General features: G+C 50.1%; 15 protein-coding genes. 6 read left to right on the forward strand and 9 right to left on the reverse strand.

Annotation, left to right across the window (positions count from 1 at the left end):
• Positions 1–4 precede the first annotated feature (4 nt).
• On the reverse strand, positions 5–2,914 hold the full coding sequence (locus B2R29_RS13995) for a hypothetical protein (protein WP_301181636.1): 2,910 nt from the start codon (positions 2,912–2,914) through the stop codon (positions 5–7).
• A gap of 279 nt (positions 2,915–3,193) precedes the next feature.
• On the opposite strand from B2R29_RS13995, the gene B2R29_RS14000 reads away from it, so the two are divergent.
• Complete coding sequence (locus B2R29_RS14000; RefSeq protein WP_301181637.1) at positions 3,194–4,384, forward strand: thiolase family protein; 1,191 nt, start codon at positions 3,194–3,196, stop codon at positions 4,382–4,384.
• Positions 4,385–4,735: 351 nt separating this feature from the next.
• On the opposite strand, the gene purU is transcribed toward B2R29_RS14000, so the two are convergent.
• Entirely contained in the window at positions 4,736–5,587 is an 852-nt protein-coding gene (purU, locus tag B2R29_RS14005) for a formyltetrahydrofolate deformylase (RefSeq protein ID WP_301181638.1), read from the reverse strand.
• 110 nt (positions 5,588–5,697) lie between these two features.
• On the opposite strand from purU, the gene B2R29_RS14010 reads away from it, so the two are divergent.
• The 3 genes from B2R29_RS14010 (at position 5,698) to ppnN (ending at position 8,529) form a co-directional block, all read left to right on the forward strand.
• Positions 5,698–6,468, forward strand: a complete 771-nt coding sequence (locus B2R29_RS14010; protein WP_301181639.1) for a hypothetical protein — start codon at positions 5,698–5,700, stop codon at positions 6,466–6,468.
• A gap of 69 nt (positions 6,469–6,537) precedes the next feature.
• The gene (locus B2R29_RS14015; RefSeq protein ID WP_301181640.1) at positions 6,538–7,134 is read left to right on the forward strand and encodes an HPP family protein; all 597 of its coding nucleotides are present in this window, start codon (positions 6,538–6,540) and stop codon (positions 7,132–7,134) included.
• A gap of 33 nt (positions 7,135–7,167) precedes the next feature.
• The gene (ppnN, locus tag B2R29_RS14020; protein WP_301181641.1) at positions 7,168–8,529 is read left to right on the forward strand and encodes a nucleotide 5'-monophosphate nucleosidase PpnN; all 1,362 of its coding nucleotides are present in this window, start codon (positions 7,168–7,170) and stop codon (positions 8,527–8,529) included.
• 3 nt (positions 8,530–8,532) lie between these two features.
• On the opposite strand, the gene B2R29_RS14025 is transcribed toward ppnN, so the two are convergent.
• Entirely contained in the window at positions 8,533–10,155 is a 1,623-nt protein-coding gene (locus B2R29_RS14025; protein ID WP_297531181.1) for an alkaline phosphatase, read from the reverse strand.
• 186 nt (positions 10,156–10,341) lie between these two features.
• Between B2R29_RS14025 and B2R29_RS14030 the strand changes: the two genes are divergently transcribed.
• Positions 10,342–12,252: an alkaline phosphatase PhoX gene (locus B2R29_RS14030; RefSeq protein ID WP_068439188.1), complete on the forward strand. Its 1,911-nt coding sequence runs from the start codon at positions 10,342–10,344 to the stop codon at positions 12,250–12,252.
• Between the two features lie 77 nt (positions 12,253–12,329).
• Positions 12,330–14,036 (forward strand): hypothetical protein, encoded by a 1,707-nt coding sequence (locus B2R29_RS14035; RefSeq protein ID WP_301181642.1) that lies wholly within the window; start codon positions 12,330–12,332, stop codon positions 14,034–14,036.
• A gap of 72 nt (positions 14,037–14,108) precedes the next feature.
• Here the strand turns inward: B2R29_RS14035 and B2R29_RS14040 are convergent, their stop codons facing one another.
• From B2R29_RS14040 to B2R29_RS14065, 6 genes are all read right to left on the reverse strand, one after another.
• Complete coding sequence (locus B2R29_RS14040; protein ID WP_301181643.1) at positions 14,109–14,798, reverse strand: hypothetical protein; 690 nt, start codon at positions 14,796–14,798, stop codon at positions 14,109–14,111.
• 68 nt (positions 14,799–14,866) lie between these two features.
• The gene (locus B2R29_RS14045) at positions 14,867–16,630 is read right to left on the reverse strand and encodes an alkaline phosphatase (RefSeq protein ID WP_301181644.1); all 1,764 of its coding nucleotides are present in this window, start codon (positions 16,628–16,630) and stop codon (positions 14,867–14,869) included.
• 13 nt (positions 16,631–16,643) lie between these two features.
• Positions 16,644–18,230, reverse strand: coding sequence for an alkaline phosphatase (locus tag B2R29_RS14050; protein ID WP_301181645.1), 1,587 nt, complete (start codon positions 18,228–18,230; stop codon positions 16,644–16,646).
• A 308-nt stretch (positions 18,231–18,538) separates the two neighbouring features.
• Entirely contained in the window at positions 18,539–19,213 is a 675-nt protein-coding gene (locus B2R29_RS14055) for an OmpA/MotB family protein (RefSeq protein WP_301181646.1), read from the reverse strand.
• Positions 19,213–20,016 (reverse strand): motility protein A, encoded by an 804-nt coding sequence (locus B2R29_RS14060; protein ID WP_301181647.1) that lies wholly within the window; start codon positions 20,014–20,016, stop codon positions 19,213–19,215. Before B2R29_RS14060 ends, B2R29_RS14055 begins: the two co-directional genes overlap by 1 nt.
• Before the next feature lie 48 nt (positions 20,017–20,064).
• Positions 20,065–21,984: a FliG C-terminal domain-containing protein gene (locus B2R29_RS14065; protein ID WP_301181648.1), complete on the reverse strand. Its 1,920-nt coding sequence runs from the start codon at positions 21,982–21,984 to the stop codon at positions 20,065–20,067.
• Between the last annotated feature and the right edge of the window lie 2 nt (positions 21,985–21,986).

Below are 21,986 nucleotides of genomic sequence, written 5' to 3' on the forward strand. Positions count from 1 at the left end.
CAACTCAATTACCGGTGCTTTCAAGGACAGCCGTATTTTCAATGATCAGACCTTGCTGATCACCCGCAAGACCAGATAGTTTGGTCGCGCCATAAGGGTCAAAGAAAGATCCGATCTGTTGATAGATCTCAGCAAATACCGCCTGAGGGTCTGCCGAAGAGAAAGTCGCGTGTGTACCTTGAGCAACACGTACATTCGCCCTAACGATTGCGTCGTTAGTAGTGCTTGGGTAGTAGTACTGAGGATCAGGACTGATCACACTTCCGGTTTCCGCCTCTTCCTTCGTAATAAGAGTGTCGATACCCATCTCAGCTACCAGAGGATCTGTACCAGCCAGGAAGGATACTGAGGTTGCAAGCGTCGCTGTTTCTGCATTATTCGGCACAACCTGATCCGACGGTTCATCAGCATCACCCGTTACACCTACGTCTTCATAAACAAGCACTGGCACATCTGCAGTACCGGCAGCGAAGTTAATCGGATCAGCTGAGTCCAGCATGGCCTGGAAAACCCCAAAGAAGCTTTCGATGCTGTCCGAACCCTGCTCAACACCACTAGCTGCCAGACCAGCAATGATACGTGGACCAATCTGAGCACTGTTTTCCAGCAACTTCACGACACCACCACCTGGATTACCCAGAGCAGCCGCTTTGATCTGCGGAATGTTTGAGTTGTACGCACGAACGCTAGTGTCGTTAGCAACAGACAGGAAGGTCGCACCGACAATACCGCCCAGAGAGTGACCTACGAAGTACACATTGGCAGGATCAAGATCATCCGCTGTACCATCTGAGTTCACATCCATATCGTCAATGGATGCGGCAACATTCAGCATGTCCAGCACCGTCTGACGAATTGCATCGCGGGTACGCGCAAATTCGTTCAGGTTGATATACAGGTCACCGGATTCACCGACCGAGGCTGCAGTCACTGGGTTACCCTGAGCGTCCAGAGCACCCTGGAAAACCATGCTTACATTACTCTGATCGGCGGCCTTACCTACGTTATTGTGACGCTCAGCCAGAGCAGCGAGGCCAGGAACGTTTTCAGCGCCAACCGCCTGGATAACACCTGCACGTGCTGCAGCAAATGGGCTATTGGTGGCGGCATCAGATGCAGCAACCTGCTCGACGTTAAACAGACGCAGGCTGTTCGCCTCACCGTCGTTCAGTGGAGCAATACCGTGCATTACGTGGTCAATCGCGATGGTAGCGATACATGCCGAAGCCAGAGCGTTACCCACCAGAAGACCTGCAGTACGGTCAACGGTAATGCCGTGCTGATAGATAACTACTGGCCAGCCATCAGCAGGCTTACCAGAAGCCGGCCCCGGACCATCAGGATCACAGGAAGCATCTGGTATCATAGCCAATACAGGGACAGTCACATCGCCCTGTTTGTCTGCGTACGGGAAACGCCAGGTAACGTTGATGCTACCGTCGGCGTCGGCAGGAGCACTTTCGAGCCCAAGTGCCAGGGCAGCATTGTTGCTACCAGACCAGCTACCAAGGTCCGCATCCGCTGTACCTGCTTCAGGAAGAGGCAGGAAGTTAGGTATCGTCAGACCACCCTGAAGAATCGAGCCGCCAGATGAAATTGCTGACACCTGACCTGCGACAATAGCGTCAACAGTTGACTCATCTGCGTCCGGGTTCGCTTCTTCAACGCCCGGGCGCAGTGCCACTGTAAGGAAAGCATCGTAAGAGATCTCTACCGCTGTAGAACCATCCGCCGTAATCGGCGTATAAGTACGGGACGCAGGCTTATCAACAATCGTATCTACGCCTGCTCCGCTACCATCAGCGATCGTAGTAATCAGGCCCTGATAGTAGTTTGGAGAGAAAGTCTCGCTGGCTTTAAGAGCATCACGAGTATTACTGTCTACAGGAATAACCGTCATGCCCGCCTGGGTATTAATGGCAGTTGCCACGCCCTGTGCAATCGTCAGGAGTGTTCCCTCAGCTATTGCTTCAGCTGTTGTTTGATCTGCACCATCTTTAATCTCTTTAGCAATTACAGACGCAGAGATAGTCGCCTCAGCAGCGGCAATACTTGTAATCTGAGTAGTCAGGAAGGTCGCCGGAGCAGCCATCGCATGCAGCACGTCCGTGGTACCAGTCGTTGTGAACGCGTAACTAAGGATGATGTTATCCTGGGTCACCTGGCCAGAGGTCGCGCCATTCAGGAAAGCACCTGCCAGAGATTCCCATGCCTGAACCGCGTCACGAACTGGCTGCAAACTAGGCGCAGGCAGCTCCAGATCGCTTGTAACCAGGTCGTATTCAGCAGACGGACCAACATCTACCCCGCTTGCTGACTCAAGTGCATCAGTCAGAACCACCAGATACTTAGTTTTTGGATCAAGAGGCGTTTTAGGGAGAATCTGAATCGCTGGCGTAGAGCCACCATCCATTGTAATGAACCGTGCTTCGTAATCGGTACCAGCCACCGGCTGATCTGCTGCAAACGGGTTATCACCTTCGTTTTCAACAATAGTACTGATGTCCAGTGGATCAATCGCAGCGTTATCTTCACTGTTTTTCAGTTTCACCAGCAGGACAGTCTGTCCCGCGGCAACAGTGTCTGCATCCAGCTCGGCATTGAACTTAACGTAAATGGCAGCAGAAGTGGAAAAGCCATCAAGTTTGTTCAGTGCGGTAGTTACTGGTGGAGTTGTATCACTGGTATTCGCTGTGCCATCGGTCTCAGCGGCATCCGCGAACAGAAAATCGTTAGCCAGAGGAAGGTTCGCGCCACCCGCAGAGAAAATAGGAGAAACACGCGATACCTCCGACCCCGGAGAACCGGCAGTCACTGCCCCGGTATCAACTTTATAATCACCGCCAGTCTTACAGCCCGCAAGACCTGCGGCTGTGGCTGCGATGGCCAGACTGAGTAAAGTCTTCTTCACCATACATGTACCTGTAATGTGTTGTTATGGTTATTCAAATGCGCTGGTACACACATCCCTTGCGGATATCAGCAATCACCTGACTATAATCCCGTCGACTCATACCCTCATCACTCGAAAGTATGATTCGCCTCCTTAAACCGGGGCATTTTGTATCTGATCGTAATCAACCATAGTCCAGATCGGCCAACCTACCAAACCGGGGGATAGGATTTACGCACCCCTTTGTCATAGAATAGGCGCCCTTTTAAACCAACCCTCATTCCCGAACAGGAGATCCCTATGTCGTCCAATCAGGATTCCGTTGTAATTGTTGCTGGTGCCCGTACCCCAATGGGCGGCTTTATGGGCAGCCTCAGTTCAGTCTCTGCACCCGAGCTTGGTGCTATCGCAATTGAAGAAGCAGTGAAGCGCTCTGGCCTGCAACCAGCTGATGTTCAGGAAGTTATCATGGGTAACGTACTGTCTGCTGGTCTGCGTCAGGGTCCTGCACGTCAGGCGATGCGCAAGGCAGGTCTGCCGGATAACACTGGCGCAACCACCATCAACAAACTTTGTGGCTCTGGCATGAAAGCCACCATGATGGCTCATGATGCAATCAAAGCCGGTTCTGTTGATATCGCGGTATCCGGCGGCATGGAGTCCATGTCTAAGGCGCCTTACATTCTCGAGAACGCGCGCGGTGGCTACCGTATGGGTCACGGTGATCAGGCCAAAGACCACATGTTCTTCGACGGTCTTGAAGACGCTGAGACTGGCAAGCTGATGGGCGCTTTCGCTCAGGACATGTCAGACAAGAAAGAATATACCCGTGAGCAGATGGATGAATACGCGATCCGCTCTCTGAACCGCGCGAAAGCAGCGATCGAAGCTGGTCACAATACGGCTGAAATCGTGCCGGTAACCGTAAAAAGCCGCCGCGGCGAAACAGTCGTTGATCAGGATGAGCAGCCATTCAATGCCAACATTGAGAAGATCCCTTCACTGCGCCCTGCGTTCGCCAAAGACGGCACCATCACCGCAGCAAATGCGTCTTCTATCTCTGACGGTGCATCAGCACTGGTACTGGCGCGTGAATCCGTTGCTGCTGAAAAAGGCCTGACGCCGGTTGCTCGTATCGTTGCGCACAGCACGCACTCTCAGCACCCATCTGAGTTCACGGCCGCACCTTGTGGTGCCATTGAAACTCTGCTGGCCAAAACCGGCTGGAGCAAGGACGACGTTGATCTGTGGGAAATCAACGAAGCCTTCGCGATGGTTGCCATGATGCCAATCGACGCATTCGGGCTGGATGCTGAGAAAGTAAACATCTACGGCGGTGCCTGTGCACAGGGCCACCCGGTTGGCTCTACTGGCTCACGCCTGATCGTGACCCTGATGAATGCCCTGAAAAACACTGGCGGCAAAAAAGGTATTGCAGCGCTGTGTATCGGTGGCGGTGAAGCAGTTGCCGTTGCGATCGAAATGATCTGATAGCAGCTCAAACGAAGAAGCCGGCTTAACGCCGGCTTTTTTGTATCTCGCAGTTCGGGAAGATTATTAACACCGCTGAGACAACGCAGCTATCCAACGGGTTAAAGCGTCAGCGAGGCCGTCACAGCAAGGCAAAAATCTTCGATAAAGCGTAGCTAGCTTCAAAGCTGAGCCGTCGCCGAAGAAGTCAGAGCGCGTCAAAAACGGGCCAAAGAAACGGAGCACTTGTACCAGTTAAAGCGTCAGCGAGGCCGTCACAGCAAGGCAAAAATCTTCGAGAAAGCGGAGTTTACTTTAGTAAATGAGCATTTCGAGAAGGCTTTTAACACCGCTGTGACAACGCAGCTAGCTTTAAAACACAATGGTTTTGTTGCCGTGAAGTAATACTCTATCTTCTAAGTGACTCCGCACCCCTCTCGCCAGCACTGATTTCTCAACGTCTTTTCCTAAACGCACCATGTCTTCAACCGTATCGTTATGACTGATGCGGATTACGTCCTGATCAATGATAGGCCCGGCGTCCAGTTCCTGTGTCACGTAATGACAGGTCGCACCAATCAGTTTTACACCGCGTTCTGCGGCCTGGTGGTAGGGCTTAGCGCCAACAAACGACGGAAGAAAGCTGTGGTGAATGTTGATTACCTGACCGACGTACTGCTCGCAGATTTCTGGCGGCAGAATCTGCATGTAGCGCGCAAGCACAATGGTGTCGGCCTTATGTTCTTCGATAATCGCCGTCACGCGACGGAAGTGCTCCGCCTTGTTGTCTTTATCAACCGGTACATGAAAGTACGGAATACCATGCCACTCGACCAGTGAGCGCAGATCGTCATGATTTGAGATCACACAAGGGATATCACACTCAAGTTCACCACTGTGCCAGCGATGCAAGAGGTCCACCAGGCAATGGCTTTGCTTGCTGGCCATGAGGATGACTTTCTTCGGCGAGCCGCTGTCGCTCAGCTGCCAGTCCATCTCAAATTCGTCGGATATCGGGGCAAAAGCTTCCTTCAGCCCATCAGCGTCAAACGGCAGGGAGTCTGCGCGGATACAGTGACGCATAAAGAAGCGCCCACTAACCGGGTCTGAATAGTGGTTTGCCTGAACAATCCAACCACCATGCCCTGAAAAAAACTGGCCAACTTTAGCCACGATGCCGACCCTGTCAGGACAGGAGATGGTCAGCCTGAATACTCTTTCCATAATGTGATACATCACTCAATAACGATAGCCACCAGCTTGCATCCAGAGGCCTTTCATGGTCAACTCTTTGACGCTCTAATGACTGTTCAGAACTAAACAGAGACGGATCTATGTTACTCCTAAGGACACTTTTACTCAGCCTTTTTTTTAGCTTACCTGCCCATGCTTCAACGCTGGCAGACGAGCTAAGCGTTTTCAAACTGAGTACCAGTGCTAAGATTTTGCTTCTTAAGTATTATCACGTCCAGGCAGATGAGGGGAATCCTCAACTTGTTGAGGAAGTATTGCGTCATCGTGAAGAAGTCCTTCATCAAAAGAATCTGCTGCTGGAAGACTTAGGTGCCAACTACCCTGCCAGAACGCAAGGCATCCAGAGCCACTGGGATGAATTCAATAGCCTGCTCGACGAGAACATCACTGAAATCCGCGAAAGCAATTACCCTGAGCTTCAAGTAGTCACGCTCATGCGCAAAGCCCAACGCGCCATGCTGCAAGAACTTGAACTGCTTTCTGACCAGATATTGGCGGAAAATGAGCTCAGCCTATCAGAGCTCACGCTCTGGCAACGTCAGCAGAAAAACCTGCTGCTCGAGGTGGTTGAACGTTACATCGAACGCGCTGCCTCCTCCATGGGTGCACCACTGACGATTGATAACGTTGATATCCGAGTACTCTGCCAGCAATTTGAACGCGGCATCGCCGACATGAAGAGCCGTGTCTCGGCTGACGAAGCTAAGCGCCAACTTAGCAAAATTCATAGTCAGTGGCTGTTCATCGAAACAGCAGCAACCGATACCAATGCGCGCCTGGTTCCGTTTCTCGTGATGCGCTATGCCGATGGGATTCTTGGCCGTCTGGATGATGTCGCTCACCACATCTGAGACCTGAGTAAGAGGTTTTACCCATCGGACGCGCTATACTTTAAGTTCAGAAGCCTGAAAAAGCAGCCGATGGGATTAATCGTTTTCGACATGGGGCGTCGAGTTGAAACGCCCATTCACAGTCCGCGCCGACGCGTATCTCCTGTAGAGAAAGCGGGCGCAGTTTCCCGGATTGAGCACGAACCCGAGCAGCCAACGTCGTCCGACGATCTGATTTACTCCCCCGAAGGTACCACCGAACGTCAGGAGCACGCTCCCCAGACCGTCGCTTTCGCCGCTGACATCATGAACCGGCATGTTATTACCATTCGTCAGGAAACAACGATCGGTGACGCATACCAACTGATGCGGGAACACGATATCCATCATCTTCCGATCATCGACGCACACGAGAATCTTCAGGCATTGATTTCAGACCGCCGCATACTAAGGGCTCTCGCCGAACAGCGCTCTGTAGAAAAGGACTCTGTAATGACAGTGGCGGTCAGACCCGTGTATTGCACAGCCGAAAGCACCGACATACGACAGACAGCACGACTTCTGACGGAATATCATATCGGTGCTCTCCCTGTGCTCAACAATGAAGAGCAACTGACAGGTATCATCACCCGCAGTGATTTACTGCACCTGCTCAGTGAATATGGCCCGCTTGAACTGTGGGCCTGATATGCCCTTTTGAGGGTATTAAGGAGAATTGACTTGGCTAAACAATATGAGCTGATCCACCCGAAAACGCACCTGCGCGTACTCTCACAGTATGAAATCCAACAACTCAAGGACGTCAGCAGTGGCGCACATGAACTGCTTCGCCGCTGCTCATTTGCTGTGCTTTCAGCAGGTAGCCTTGAGGATGACTACACGCGACTGGAAGAAAGCTATAAGAGCTTCAACATTACCGTAGAGCAGGAAGAGCGCGGCATTGTGTTACAACTCAGTGGTGCGCCAACCAGCGCGTTTGTTGATGATCAAATTATCCGGGGTGTCCGTGAACAGCTTTTTTCTGTACTTCGGGACATCCTTTATGCGGAAGAAAACATCCTGAAAGCCCACCGTTTTGATCTCGATAAAAGCGAAGATATTACTAATGCTGTCTTCCATGTGCTGCGTAATGCCAACCTGCTTCAACCCGATGTAGAACCTAAACTGGTCGTCTGTTGGGGCGGCCACTCTATCCCGCCTAACGAATACCAATACACCAAAGAAGTCGGGTATGAACTTGGGCTTCGCGGCCTTCATATAGGCACGGGGTGCGGCCCGGGTGCCATGAAGGGGCCAATGAAAGGTGCAACGATTGGCCATGCGAAACAACACATTCGTGACGGTCGTTACATCGGTATCACAGAGCCAGGCATTATCGCAGCCGAATCACCTAACCCGATCGTCAATGAATTGGTGATCCTGCCCGATATTGAGAAAAGGCTGGAAGCTTTTGTGCGTATGGCACACGGGATTATTATTTTCCCTGGTGGCCCAGGTACCGCCGAAGAAATTCTCTATATTCTGGGTGTTCTATCGCACCCGGCTAATAAGGATATCCCCTTCCCTCTGATCATTACCGGCCCAGAAGAAACCCGTGCCTACCTTGAAGACATCAACCGCTTTATTGGCGACACTCTAGGTAAAGAGGCTCAGGCTCGCTATGAGCTGGTGATCAACGACCCGGTCACTGTTGCGAGAAAAATGAAAGCCGGGATGGAAGCTGTCCGACAGTATCGCCGTGATAACAACGACGCCTACTTTTTCAACTGGACCTTAAAAATCGATCATGATTTTCAGGTGCCTTTTGAACCGACCCACGCCAACATGAAAACCCTTCGTTTAACGCACGATGCTCCGTTCCATGAGCTGGCCGCAGATCTGCGCAGAGCATTTTCAGGTATCGTGGCCGGTAACGTGAAGGCCGATGGCGTTAAGCTGGTGCGTAAGCATGGGCCTTATGAAATTCACGGCGACGCAGATATTCTCGACGGTATGGACCGTTTACTGCGAGCCATGGTTGACCATGGCCGAATGAAAATCAGTGGAAAATATGATCCGTGCTACCGGATCGTAAAATCCTGAAGGTTATTGTTTTGCGCTGAGGCGTGCTGCTGCCTTTCCGGATAGGTTGGCAGCACGATCCATGACATGGAAAATGACGTTCTGCTCGTTCACGCCAGACACCATTGCGGCCCCCGGACCTGTTGCATAAATCGCCACATCTTCACCGCCATGCGTTTCTGAATCACGTGGAATCAGAGCCTCCTGATGATAACCAGCGGCCTCCGTATTCATACCGGTAATATCTTTACGTCCTGCATTAATTGGCTCTTCGTATACAAGTTCGGCGTCTGTTTCACCACCCAGGTGATGATGTCCGCGACCGTTCATATAACCCAACGTAGTATACGGCAGGCCATCACCGGCCATGGTGGGTTCTGTCTCACCGGGCGCAACGACTTTACCAAGAATAGGATTACCGCGCTTAGGATACCCTGCAATGGTAAATACATGACTGTGATCAGCAGTAACGATAATCAAAGTATCTTCCGGAGAAGTCATAGACTCGGCGAGAGCAACAGCATCAGAAAACTCTCGGGTCTCATTGAGCGCATTAAACGCATTTCCGGCGTGGTGCGCATGGTCAATACGACCGGATTCCACCATGAGAAAGAACCCCTCCTCACTGCCTGACAACAACTTAATCGCTTTTTCTGTCATCTGGCTAAGTGATGGCTCCCCTAATGTGTCCTGGTTGCGATCTGCCTCAAACCGCATATGCGCCTCTTCAAACAACCCCAACACAGGAGTACTGCTCAACTGATTAAACCCCTCTTCATCGATAACCAGTTGACCTTGCGGATTCTGGGCTTTCCATTCTTCCATCAGATTACGGCCATCAGTACGATCACCTTCTACCGTACTTCTGGCATCGGGGGTATTAGACTGAACATCATCAGGAAGAAAATGTCGACGACCGCCACCAAAAGCGAGTTCGATGCCATCTACCGCGACACCATAGTCTTGCAAAGTACGTTGCCTGAAACTCAGAAACTGCGAAGCAATATCCTCGCAGCCTGCTTCAACTGCAGCTTCCGGCATATCCGAAATATCTTCCCAGTTGCGTTCAGAAGAATATGCGTAAGTAGCCGCCGGAGTCGCATGGGTTAAGCGAGCTGTCGTGACTATCCCAGTTTTCTTACCGGCTAACTCAGCGAGAAGCAGAGCCGAAGGGACTTCATCCTCCACACGGTGACAAAGACCACGTTCTGCGCTCTCAGCCAGACCAATAACACCGGCGTCCGTCTTAACACCAGACATCATTGCGGTCATAGTGCCTGCTGAATCAGGAGTCTGAGCATCAACATTGTAGGTTTTACTTAAACCAGTAAAAGGAAATTTCTCAAAACTGAGCAGATTCTCCTCACCACTCATGCCCTGTTGCTGTCCTGCGTAGATTCGGGCGGCTGTGACTGTTGATATTCCCATGCCGTCACCAACAAACAAGATCACGTTCTTGGCAGGTGTAGTCTCTCGTAAAACTTCGCGTTTACTTTTTATGGCAGACCGCCCCTCGACAAACCAGGCGTTATCCTGAGGTAAGAAGTCCAGTGGTGCTTCGTTTTTAGTCTCATAGAGACACCCAGTCATTGAAATAACAAGAGAGATTAGAGTACCAACGTAAACACTGCGCATCGTTATTTCCATTACTAAAAACCTTAGAACATTAACCTTTGGATTTTACATATTTATTAATACCCATGCCTTTTTATCCGCATTTTTTGTAATAAATAATTCACCACCTGGGTTACAGAAGTTAAACATTTCTGTCACAGACCACACTTAGCCAGAGCGCTCCTGAAACCTATAACGAAGCAATATTGGGGAACCGTGATGAAACTGAAATTATTAGCAATCGCTGTAGCATCAGCGTCACTGCTGACTGCTTGTGGTGGAGAAGATGGTGACGATGGTCGCGACGGTCTGAATGGACTGAATGGCCAGAACGGAGTTTCGCCTGACGCAGCTCCGGGCGCACCAGGCTCAGATGGTGCCAACGGTGAAGATGGCCAGGATGGCGCCGACGGTAAAGATGGTGCGAATGCTGACGCCGGTGCAGGTACTCTGACGCGCATCGCGACTGTACCTTCCGGTGCTGAAGTAACGGGGCTGTTTCTGACCGAAGACGGTGATCTGTTCTTCAATGCGCAACACCCAGCAGGTAGCAACATGGAAACTGATAACAACGGTGTCGCTTACAACACAGGTACCGTTGGTGTGATAGAGGGTGTTAGCTTTAATAATCTGCCAAACACACTGATTTCAGTAGCGGTTCCTGAGTCTGACTACGAGCGCCAGACGATTCAGACAGCTTACGGTTCTTACCGTGTTATTGGTCAGACTGGCGACCAATACGAGGGTGAGCTCAGCGAAGGGCTGGGTCATATTTATAATCTCGCTGGTGACGCTCTGATCCTTGAAAACGACATGCCAGACTTCAATGGCTTCGTATCTACAGGTGCAAACACTGGCTACCTCTTCACTAACTGGGAAGAGTATCCGGGTGGTATGAGCCGTATCGGGCTGAGCAAATCCGCTTCTGGCGAATGGTCTGTAGAAGATGCCATGATGGTGAACTTTGCAAACGTAAAAGGTACGGGTGCTAACTGTTTCGGCTCTGTTTCACCTTGGAATACACCACTGACATCTGAAGAGTGGATCGTGAACTCTGATGTTAACTCGACCACTTACGCTAGCTGGAACGACCCTGAAGAAGTGGCCAACAACGATCGTCTGAATCGCTTCTGGCAGCTGATGGATGAGCCTGTTAACCCGTACGATTACGGCTACATCGTTGAGATCACCAACGCTGTTTCACCAACGCCTGTACCGGTTAAACACTTCACCATTGGCCGCTACGAGCATGAAAACTCGGTCGTTATGCCAGACCGTCGCACTGTTTACTCTTCACAGGATGACACGGGTGGCGTTCTGTTTAAGTTCGTTGCTGACACAGCTGAAGACTTGAGCTCTGGTACGCTATACGGCGCTAAGCTGACTCAGGATGCGGGCGTAAATGATCCAGCGGTTACAGGCTTTGATGTTGACTGGGTAGAGCTTGCGACTTCTGACAACTCAACCATCGAAGCTTGGGTTGATGAGTTTGATGGTATCAGCACTGAAGACTATGTCGATGGCGAAACCAGCTATATGACGGTTGCAGACGTTGAAGCCTGGGCAGCCTGGGTAGTTTCAGGTCGCCCTGCGAACACTACTTACCCAACCGTAGAAAACGGTGGCGGCAAAGTCACTGCGGGTCAGCCAATGGATGACCGTGCAGCCTTCCTCGAATCACGTCAGGCCGCTAAGCAATTGGGTGCAACGGCAGAATGGCGCAAGCTGGAAGGTATCAGCATTCATGCTGGTCGAGTTCAGGAAGCCATTGAAGGCATCGACCTGATTCCGGGTGAAGAAGTCGAGAACGCATACATGTACATGGGTATCGCTGATATTGATAACACCATGATCGACGGAGAAGGCGACATCCAACTTTCTGGTCGCGTGAAAGATTGTGGTGGTGTATTCCGTGCATTGATCGATTCAGATTACAGCCTGAGCCGTATTGAACCAGTTGTGATGGGTGCGACCTACCGCAGTTCACTGGATGGTGCAGAGCGTTGTGATGTGGACAACCTGTCTCAACCTGACAACGTTATCGTTATGCAGGACGGTCGTATTCTGATCGGTGAAGATGGCTTCCAGGAAAACAACACTCTGTGGATGTACGAGCCACACCATAAGTAAGACAAAGTATTAGTACAAATATGTAAGACCTTTCAGGGGGAGAGCTTTCTCCCCCTATTTTCTTTCCGGATGTAAGTATGAAAAACCTGATTAGAATCCTGGTACTACTGCCATTACTAAGCGCGTGTAATCAAGACGTAGATACTCATTTCAAAGCCCATTCAGATACCAAAACAATAAAAAAATCTGAAACAGCTTTATCAGACGAAGTTCAGCCTGCCTATCAGCCTGGGGATGACATCCCTGCAACGGCGTACATTGAGCACGATGAAATTTATAACCCTGAGGCCGTCATCCCACCTCAGTGCTATACCCGTACCGATGGTAAGAATAACCCTTGTTATGTCTGTCACCAGACGTACACCGATGATCGTCCGAATGTAATGAAAGACGTTTATCTGCAAGGCCTTTACGATTTCTCAGATGCGGGGATGACAAACAGCTGGAAGAATCTCTTTAAAGACAGAAGCGAAGAAATCAAAAATATTCCCGATGATCAGATTCTCAATTGGGTAAATACAGACAACTACTCTGATTGGATAGAGCGCGAGAGTCAGCGCGAAGAGTCTGCTGCTCCCCCTATGTTCCTGGAGAACCTGGCAGATCCGGTGAAAGCATTTGATGAACGAGGGGTCGCTCGCGACGGTAGTCACTGGATCGCATTTAACTACAAACCATTCCCTAGCGCCTTCTGGCCAACAAATGGTTCTACTGACGATGTCATGATTCGTTTACCCGCAGAATTCCGCGAAATAGACGGAAAATACTCTGAGGCTCTGTACTTCGCGAACCTATCACTTCTGGAGCTGACAATGAAACGGCTCAGTGGTATTTCAATTCCTACGGTGAACGAACGTGACATCGGCTCTGATGTTAATGGCGACGGTGTTCTGACCGAGAATGTCTCTGAGTTGGTTCGTTCAGGTAACTATCTCGGTGATGCCTCAGATATTCCGGTCGAAGATATGCTTTACCCTGAAGGAACAGAGTTTCTGCACACTGTTCGTTATGTCGGTGTAAACAATGATGGTGATATCTTCGTACCCAAGCGTATGAAAGAAGTACGCTACATGAAGAAGCATCAACTCAAGTCTGCTGTTGCGCTCCGCAGTGCTTACTTTCTCGAAGCCAAGGAAAAGCACCTGGGTAACCTTCCGCTGACCGTTCACATTGGTGAACGAGGCATAGATAACCGCTTTGGCTGGACACTGAATGCCTACATCGAAGATCAACATGGTGAACTCCGTAAGCAGAACAAACAGGAAATGGCATTCTGCAATGGCTGCCATAAAACGGTCGGTAGTACGATTGATCAGACATTCTCTTTTGCCCGTAAAGTGGAAGGCGAAGACGGCTGGGGTTACATCGACCTGAAAGCGATGAAAGATGTCCCTACCATCAATGAAACTCAGGGTGAGTACCTGACCTACTTTGAACGTGTGGGCGGTGGTGATGAATTCCGACAGAACAAAGAGATGCAGAAGAAATACTTTGAGAACGGAACGGTTAACAAGGAAAAAGTTAAGTCGGCAGATTCAGTGTATGAGCTGATCACTCCGAGTCGCGACCGGGCGCTGGCTCTGAATAAAGCATACAAGCGTATTGTTGAAGAGCAGAGCTACATCTTTGGTCGAGATGTTGTACTTTCCCCTGCCAGCAACGTCATAGAGAATATCGATGCCGAAATAGCTCCTTTAAAAAATGAATTTCGCTACAGCTATGACATACGGCTGAACTGGGATGAGGTGCAGGAAGTTAATGGGCTGGTCAGTCATTATCACTGACCATCCATAAACAGTTTGCGTGCTGCAGCGTATCCGGACGTTGCAGCACGCTTTTTATTTTCATCAATGTAATCAGTGAGCGTGACCATGCCCTTCAATTGCATGACCGTGCTCGTCGTAGAACCCACTGGCACCATGTTCCACAAAGCCCCAATTGATCATCTTCTTCACAAATGGATTCTCCTCAGAGTCACCGATATCAGCAAAATCTATGAGAGTGTAATCGTCTCTCGAAACCAAACGCTGCTGAAGCCCAGAATCACCTTGCTCAGTCAACGACCATGCGAGAACCGGATTTTCATAGCTTACAACGATCTGCTGGGCAGGTAGCCAGACAAGCTTTTCTTTCTGCGCCTCTGATTCCCAAGTTTCTACCAGCTCACAACCGCTGCCCTGCTTGGATACCAGTGTCATGCTGTCACGAACATCCGCAGGTACTGCCAGAGATATTTCCTGCCAGACCCGATCCTCATTCCCTCTGAAGTCTTCGGCCTGATATTCAATACCATGCTTTTCAGAATCAACGTAGCGAATCAACTTAAGGCGGCCTGCAGGGGAGTGATACCAATACTCAACAACGCCGGTTGTCAGATCTTCACGGACAACTTCCCTGCCAGCTCTGTGAATAGCGATCTCTTTAGTATTTCCTTGTGACGTTACCTGATATTCCAACGAAACTGGAGAAACACAGTCGCTTGCAGTAACTGCAGCTGAGGCCGAAGCGGCTATGGCCGTGAGACTCAAAGTAATAAGTGTTTTCATAATCTTCAATCTGTATTTATTTAAACGGAAAAAGGGGCCAGTAAGGCCCCTTGAACTATTGAGCAGTGTTAAGGCTGATTTACAACAGCATCGGCACGATTAGCCAGATCTCCAGCGAAGTTCATCACGTGGAAAATAATGCTCTGCTCATTCGTACCTGAAACCAGGTGAGCACCAGGTCCTTTCGCATAGATACCGACATCTTCACCTGAATGCGTTTCTGAACTCATTGGAATCAGAGCTTCCTGGTGGAAGCCTGGAGCAGTTGTGTCGACACCAGACAGATCGACACGACCTGTGTTAATGGCAGCACCGTACCCCGCATCCGCATCCGTTTCAGATGGATCAACAGCAACGTGACCGCGACCATTCATATAGTTCAGAGTGGTATATGGCATGTCATCAGATGCGAGGCTTGGCTCGTCAGCACCAACGGCGACTACTTTACCCAGAATTGGGTTACCACGTTTCGGATAGCCTGCAATAGTAAATACATGGCCGTGGTCGGCAGTGACAATAATCAGCGTATCGCGATTACTGGTCAGCTCATCTGCGATAGCCACCGCTTCAGACAGCTCAATCGTATCCTGAAGTGCGTTGTAGGCGTTGCCTGCGTGATGAGCGTGGTCAATACGACCCGACTCAACCATCAGGAAAAAGCCTTCTTCGTTATTATCCAGGATTTTAATGGCTTTCTCGGTCATCTCTGCCAAAGATGGCTCGCCAGCGACGTCGTTTGCACGGTCTGCTTCATACTGCATATGTGACTCGTTGAACAAACCAAAAAGGTGGGTAGTTAGTTCTGGGTCGATAGAGTCAAAGCCAGCCTGATCATAAACGTAGAAGTCTCCCGGAGCATTGTACTGAGCAGACCATTCATTCGTCAGGTTACGACCATCAGTACGATCGCCCTCAACTGCACTGACAGCATCCGGGCTGTTAGCCTCGGCCTGTTTTGGCAGGAAGTGACGACGACCACCACCCATCACAACTTCGATACCATCGATATCGAGCATAGAATCAGCGTGACGCGCTTCCAGATTTCCCTCAAATTCGACGAGCTGCAAAGCGATGTCGGCGCAACCCTCTGCGCCTGTCTCTGGCATATCAGAGTTATCTTCCCAGTTACGGTCAGCAGACTTCGCGTATGTTGCAGCAGGTGTTGCATGCGTAATACGAGCGGTAGAAATGATCCCGGTCGACATACCTGCAATCTCGGCCAGCTCAAGTGCCGTCGCCAGCTCATTACCTGCAACAGATGAGCAATCACCACGTGCGATATCTTCGTCTACACCGATGGTACCAACATCCGTTTTTGCACCCGACATCATTGCAGTCATTGTACCTGCGGAGTCTGGAGTCTGAGCGTCGACGTTATAAGTTTTGGATAAACCACTGAACGGAAAATTACCGAAGCTCAGGCTATTTTCTTCACCCGACATTCCTTTCATCTGTCCTTCCAGAATCCGGGATGCAGTGACGGTTGAAACACCCATACCATCACCAACGAAAAGAATAATATTTTTCGCTTCGCCAGCCTCTTCGATAATTGTATTCACCGCACTCTGAGTGCTTGCTACTTTCTGAGACGCCTGAATGTACCAGTCATTGTTTTTGGTATTTGCCAGAACATCGGAAAGTTTAAACGGCAAATCTTCTACCAGACCAGGTGCACCATCTGCACCCGGTGCACCATCAACACCATTTGAACCATTCACTCCATTCTGACCGTCGACACCATCACGACCATCATTTCCATCTTCACCGGCACAACCAACAAGCGTCATTGCTGCGGCAACGATCGCTGTGTGTAATAAATTAAGTTTCATCATTTTCTCCTCAGTCTCAGTCAGCCAGCAGATTTAAAGAGCGGCCAATAATCTGGAAGACCAGATTCTGTTCAACAACGCCCTGCACCAAGTGAGAGCCTGGGCCTGTCGCGTGCAATGTAATATCTTCACCAGCGTGGGTCTCAGAAGACATTGGAACCAGAGCTTCCTGGTGATAACCCGGCGTTGCTGTATCGATTGCGCTCAGGTCCTGACGACCCGCATTAATTGCTTCGCTATAACCCGCATCCGAATCAGTTTCCTGCCCGAGATCCATCATGCCGCGACCATTGGTGTAGCCGAGCGTTGTGTATGGAAGTCCATCAGATGCCAGCGCAGGGGATTCACCACCTACCGGTACGACTTTGCCCAGAATCGGGTTACCGCGTTTTGGATAGCCTGCGATAGTGAATACATGGCTGTGGTCAGCAGTAACGAGAATCAAAGTTTCTTCTGGGTCAGTGCTGTCAACCGCAGCCTGAACAGCGTCAGCGAACGCCAGTGTATCTTCGAGTGCACCGGCGGCATTTCCTGCGTGGTGTGCGTGATCAATACGTCCCGACTCAACCATCAGGAAGAATCCTTTGTCGTTGTTATCTAGAATATTGATGGCAGCTTCTGTCATCTCAGCAATTGACGGCTCACCGGCGACATCGTTCTCGCGGTCTGCTTCGTACTGCATGTGGGATTCATTGAACAAACCAAGAACACGTTCAGTAGACTCAGTATCAAGCGCGTCAAAACCAGACTGATCGATTACGTAGGTACCGTTCGGATACGCTTCTTGCCATTCAGAGGTCAGATCACGACCATCAGTACGATCACCTTCCGTTGAGCTGACTGCGTCTGCAGAGTTGAATGCAGCGTCCTTAGGCAAGAAGTGACGACGTCCGCCGCCCATCGCGACTTCGATACCATCAACATCTACCCCTGGGTAGCGCTCTTCAAGATTGTCTTCAAAATTGACCAGCTGCGATGCAATATCTTCACAAGCGAACGCTGCAGAAGGCATATCTGAATTATCTTCCCAGTTTCGGTCAGCAGAGTGCGCATAAGTCGCTGCAGGAGTCGCGTGTGTAATTCGGGCTGTTGATACAACACCGGTAGACAGCCCTTTTATTTCAGCAAGTTCCAACGCAGTTACGACTTCGTTTCCGGCAACGCTGTAGCAATCACTACGGATGACATCTTCGTCCACACCGATTGTACCGACGTCAGTCTTAACGCCAGAAACCATGGCCGTCATAGTGCCAGCGGAGTCAGGCGTCTGTGCATCGACGTTGTAGGTTTTAACCAGCGCAGAATATGGGAAGCTTTCAAATGATAGATAGCCTTCCTCTCCATCCTGACCTTCTTTCTGCCCCTTAAGAATACGGGCAGCAGTCAGTGTAGAAATACCCATGCCGTCGCCAACGAAAAGAATCACATTCTTGGCATTAGCAGAAGGTAGATCCATTGAAGATTTAGTCATTACAGAGGATTCTGCATCACTGAACCAGGCATTTTCGGCCTGATGGGCAGGCACTGCGGGCGCCGCCTGGGCTACTGAGCTGACTGCGGAAGCAGCAATTACAGCAGCGAGTAATTTCATTTTAGTGGTCATAACTCACCTGTTCTCAAGTTCAAATCGGACTATCCGAAAATTAAAAGCGAGGTGAGCTTAGGAAGCGTAAATGACGATTTTCTTACGAATAAAAGTTATTCACGACAATTTATGTTATATCATAACCAACAACATATCAGATAAAGACTACAGATTTCTTACGTATTTACTAATTGTGCTACAACCAGTTTTTCTTCGACCAGGCCAGAGTTTACGGGGGCCTCAGCACATCCCCTGATGCAACCAAACGATTCTTGACGTTATACAACCCGGCAAAAACAACAATCAGGACAATTACCAGAAATTAGTCAGTACCGCCGTATAGAGACTACAACACGACGGTTGGCCTTTCGCTGCTCGTTCAGTGGCAGGTCATCCAGCCCCTCCTTTGGGCGGCTGTCAGCATATCCGGATGCTTTCAGTCGCTCTTTCTCGATGCCACTTTCAAGCAGGTACTTCACAACACCGGTTGCACGGGCTGACGATAATTCCCAATTAGAGGGAAACTGCTCATTCGAGATAGGCAAATCGTCGGTGTGCCCTTCGACTTCGATCATGTGTGAACCATGGCTGACATCACGAATAACGCGACTCAGCTCCTGCAGCAGTGGTGTTGCCGCAGGCTTTAATGATGCAGCGCCAGAGTCATATAACGCAACATTCGCAAATTCTACCTGTACCCCACGAGGATCAAGCGTGACCGACACCTGATCCTGCAGACCGTTCTGCTCAATATAGTCATCAATACCCTGGCGAATGTCGGTAAAGGGAGTCGTGGTGGTTTCTGATGAGATAACTTCAGCTAACCCTTCCTTTAACGATTCAATCTTTCCTTCATTGAGATCGGATACCGCGAGAATCATGACGAAAAAAGCCAACAAGAGCGTAATTGCATCCGAGTAGGTCACCAACCAGGAACTGGATGAATCGTCAAAGTTAGGGCGGCGCCGGCGCAACCCCCGCTGGCGGCTGGCGTGACTCATTACAACTCTCCCGAGAGTGCCTGATCACGCACGGAAGGTTTGATAAAGGCGTTCAGGCGATCCTGCATATAGAGCGCAGTCCGCTTTTCACTCAGCAAGACAAAACCCTCAGAGATCAACTGATGGCGGAAATACATGGTTTCCTGCTTTTCAGTGACCTGATTCGCTGCAGGCTTAAAGAATAAATTCGACAGCAGCACACCGTACAGGGTCGTAATCAGCGCCAGCGCTAATCCCTTGCCCAGCCCCGCCATATCGCCGTTCAGGTTATCAAGCATGATAATCAGACCGACAATCGTACCGACCATACCAAAACCCGGTGAGTAAACGGCCATCGTGTTGAGCACTTTGCCTTCCAGAGTTTGGCGCTGCCAGGTGGCATCCATCTGATCAGTGAGCATGGTCCGGATATCATGGTTCGCGTATCCGGCGCCCATCAGATCAATGCCCGCACGAATAAACTCGTCGTTATTTTCCTGCTTCGTCAGTGATTGTTCGAGCGCAACAATGCCCCCCTGACGGTAGATACTGCTCCACTCAACAAATCGTCTCGTTACTTGCTTCAGGTGCTTCTGCGACGTCGGTGGGTGAAAGAAGGTATGGAGCATACTGCGCATCGCATGCAGCACATCGGCCGTCGAATAACTTATCAGCGCGGCCGCCATCGTGCTACCAAACACAAGTCCAAAACTCGACAGACTAATGAAGATAACGTGATTATCAGTGGCACTGGCAACAGCAAAAGCCAGCAGGCCGATACCTGCGCAGAAACCAATGAGCGTACTGAATGAAAATCGAAACACTGACGTTGCCCCTGTTGTTGTCTCTTGATCTGCAGATTTCTGAATCGATTACTGTGCTGGTTTCACATCCGCTAGCTCATCCATAGAGAAACGGCCTTCACGAATGATTTCCCGCATCTTCTGAACCACCTGTCGACGCGCTGACTCGACTTGTTCCTGTGCAGTGTCAGACTCAGATACTTTCAATTCATTAATAATCCCCGCCCGTAACTTTGCTGGCAGCGCAGCCAGTACGTGGCGCTTAAATTCAATGGATGTATTACATAATGACGCGGTCAGGACTCCGGCATCGATAGAGCGCAGCTCATTCGAAATAATGCGATCAGGTGTGCGCGACAGGTCGGCGTATGTGAAGTACACCTGACGCAGCCTGTAATAGGTTTCCGGCTTTTCTGACTTCAGTGTTTTGAGCATGCGTGTCTCTTCACTGGTCGTCATACGATCCAGCATACCGATAAGAACAGACAGGCCATCGGCAGTGATATTCTCGAATGAAGGAACAGTGAGAGAGGCTTTAGCCAAGCGGTCGGCAACATCTTTAAATGCCGACACAGGTAAGCTTTCAAACTGACCAAGCTCAAAGGCAATGGCAGCGAGCTCGCGCTCATCGAGGCGTAAAATAATATCGGCGGAGCGCTGCGCAGGTAGCTGTGACATCACCAGCGCTTTGATGCGGATATCTTCATCCTTAATGAGATACAGAACCTGCGAGTCATTCAGTTTATTCAGAAAAGCAAACGGCTGGGTATTTGACGCATCATCCTGCTGACGCTCAAGCCGCTGAGAAAACTGTTCCATGCCTTCAGAGAGTTGCTCTTCACTCCACTCTCCTTCTTGAAGCAACTCATCAATCTGCTTCCAGTTCGCTGGCGTTAAATGAGGCGCTAAACTGGCAAACAGACTCTTACCCATGGTCGCCGACAAAGAAGCGACCTCGAACGCCTGAGCACTGCCAAGCGCCTGAGACACCGCCTGCTGAAAGCGATGTGGCTGAGACAGGCCCTGGCTGACCAGGCGCTGGCGAGATTCGTTAATCCGGTATCTGAGTGCCGCGGTTTCGCCCTCTGACTGACGCGCTACGGAATGTTGGCTTGCAGATTCGTTTCCACTGGCTCCATTTATCGGTGCTGTGGACACAGGCTGATTAAGCCGACGCCACAATGCCGCAAACGCCAGTACCAACAACAAGCCGATAACCAGCAAGGTCGCCAGCCAGATCCAGGGGTTGTAAGACTCCCAGAATGTGAGGGGTGTTTCTTCTTTCTTCAGGTGACTGAACGCTGTTTTGACGATATTTAATGTATCGCCACGTAGTTCATTAATCTGAGCTTTACGTGTCACCAGGTTTTTAAGAAATTCTATCTGTTCATCTTTCAGTGCATTGTCGACGACCAGCGTAATTTCAAGCTTCTTGATAATATTGCGATAGCCAATCGTCTTTTCTGAAGGCTTGCCACCGCCAGACTGGCTCTGACTTTGCTGTGCTACATTCTTCAACTTGTCAGCGTAAGTAATGATCTCCTGACGCTCTTTCTCAAGTTGTTGCAGCTGACTACGAAGCGCCCTTAACTTTTCATTATTTTCTTTAAGCAGCGGCATTTCGCTGACGGGTAAGCCCGGTAGTTCTTCAAGCTCATCCATGCCAGTTGCATCAATATCCGGAAGAGAAAGAGTACCACTTACCCGAGGCTCAGCAGGCAATTGTGGTGCAGCTGATTGCTGCTGGCCTTCAGAGTTCTCGCGAACAACAGTGCGTGCGCGTTCAATGACAGCATCGACCTGAATAATAAACCGGTTATTACCAAGATAAGATTCAATATCCTGACGAAGACGCGCTTCCAGATCACTTCGGAAACGTGCTTCTTCTACCTCGTCCTTCTTAACCGGAACCTCAAAGGTGTCCTGAGCGATAACGGGCAGTGCTGCAAACAGTGCGATAGTTACCAGCCATGTCATTAGTTCTTTCATCG

Origin of the sequence: Thalassolituus sp. UBA3500 (genome assembly GCF_002377545.1) — a bacterium.
In the GTDB taxonomy this organism is placed as follows: Bacteria; Pseudomonadota; Gammaproteobacteria; order Pseudomonadales; family Oceanobacteraceae; genus Thalassolituus.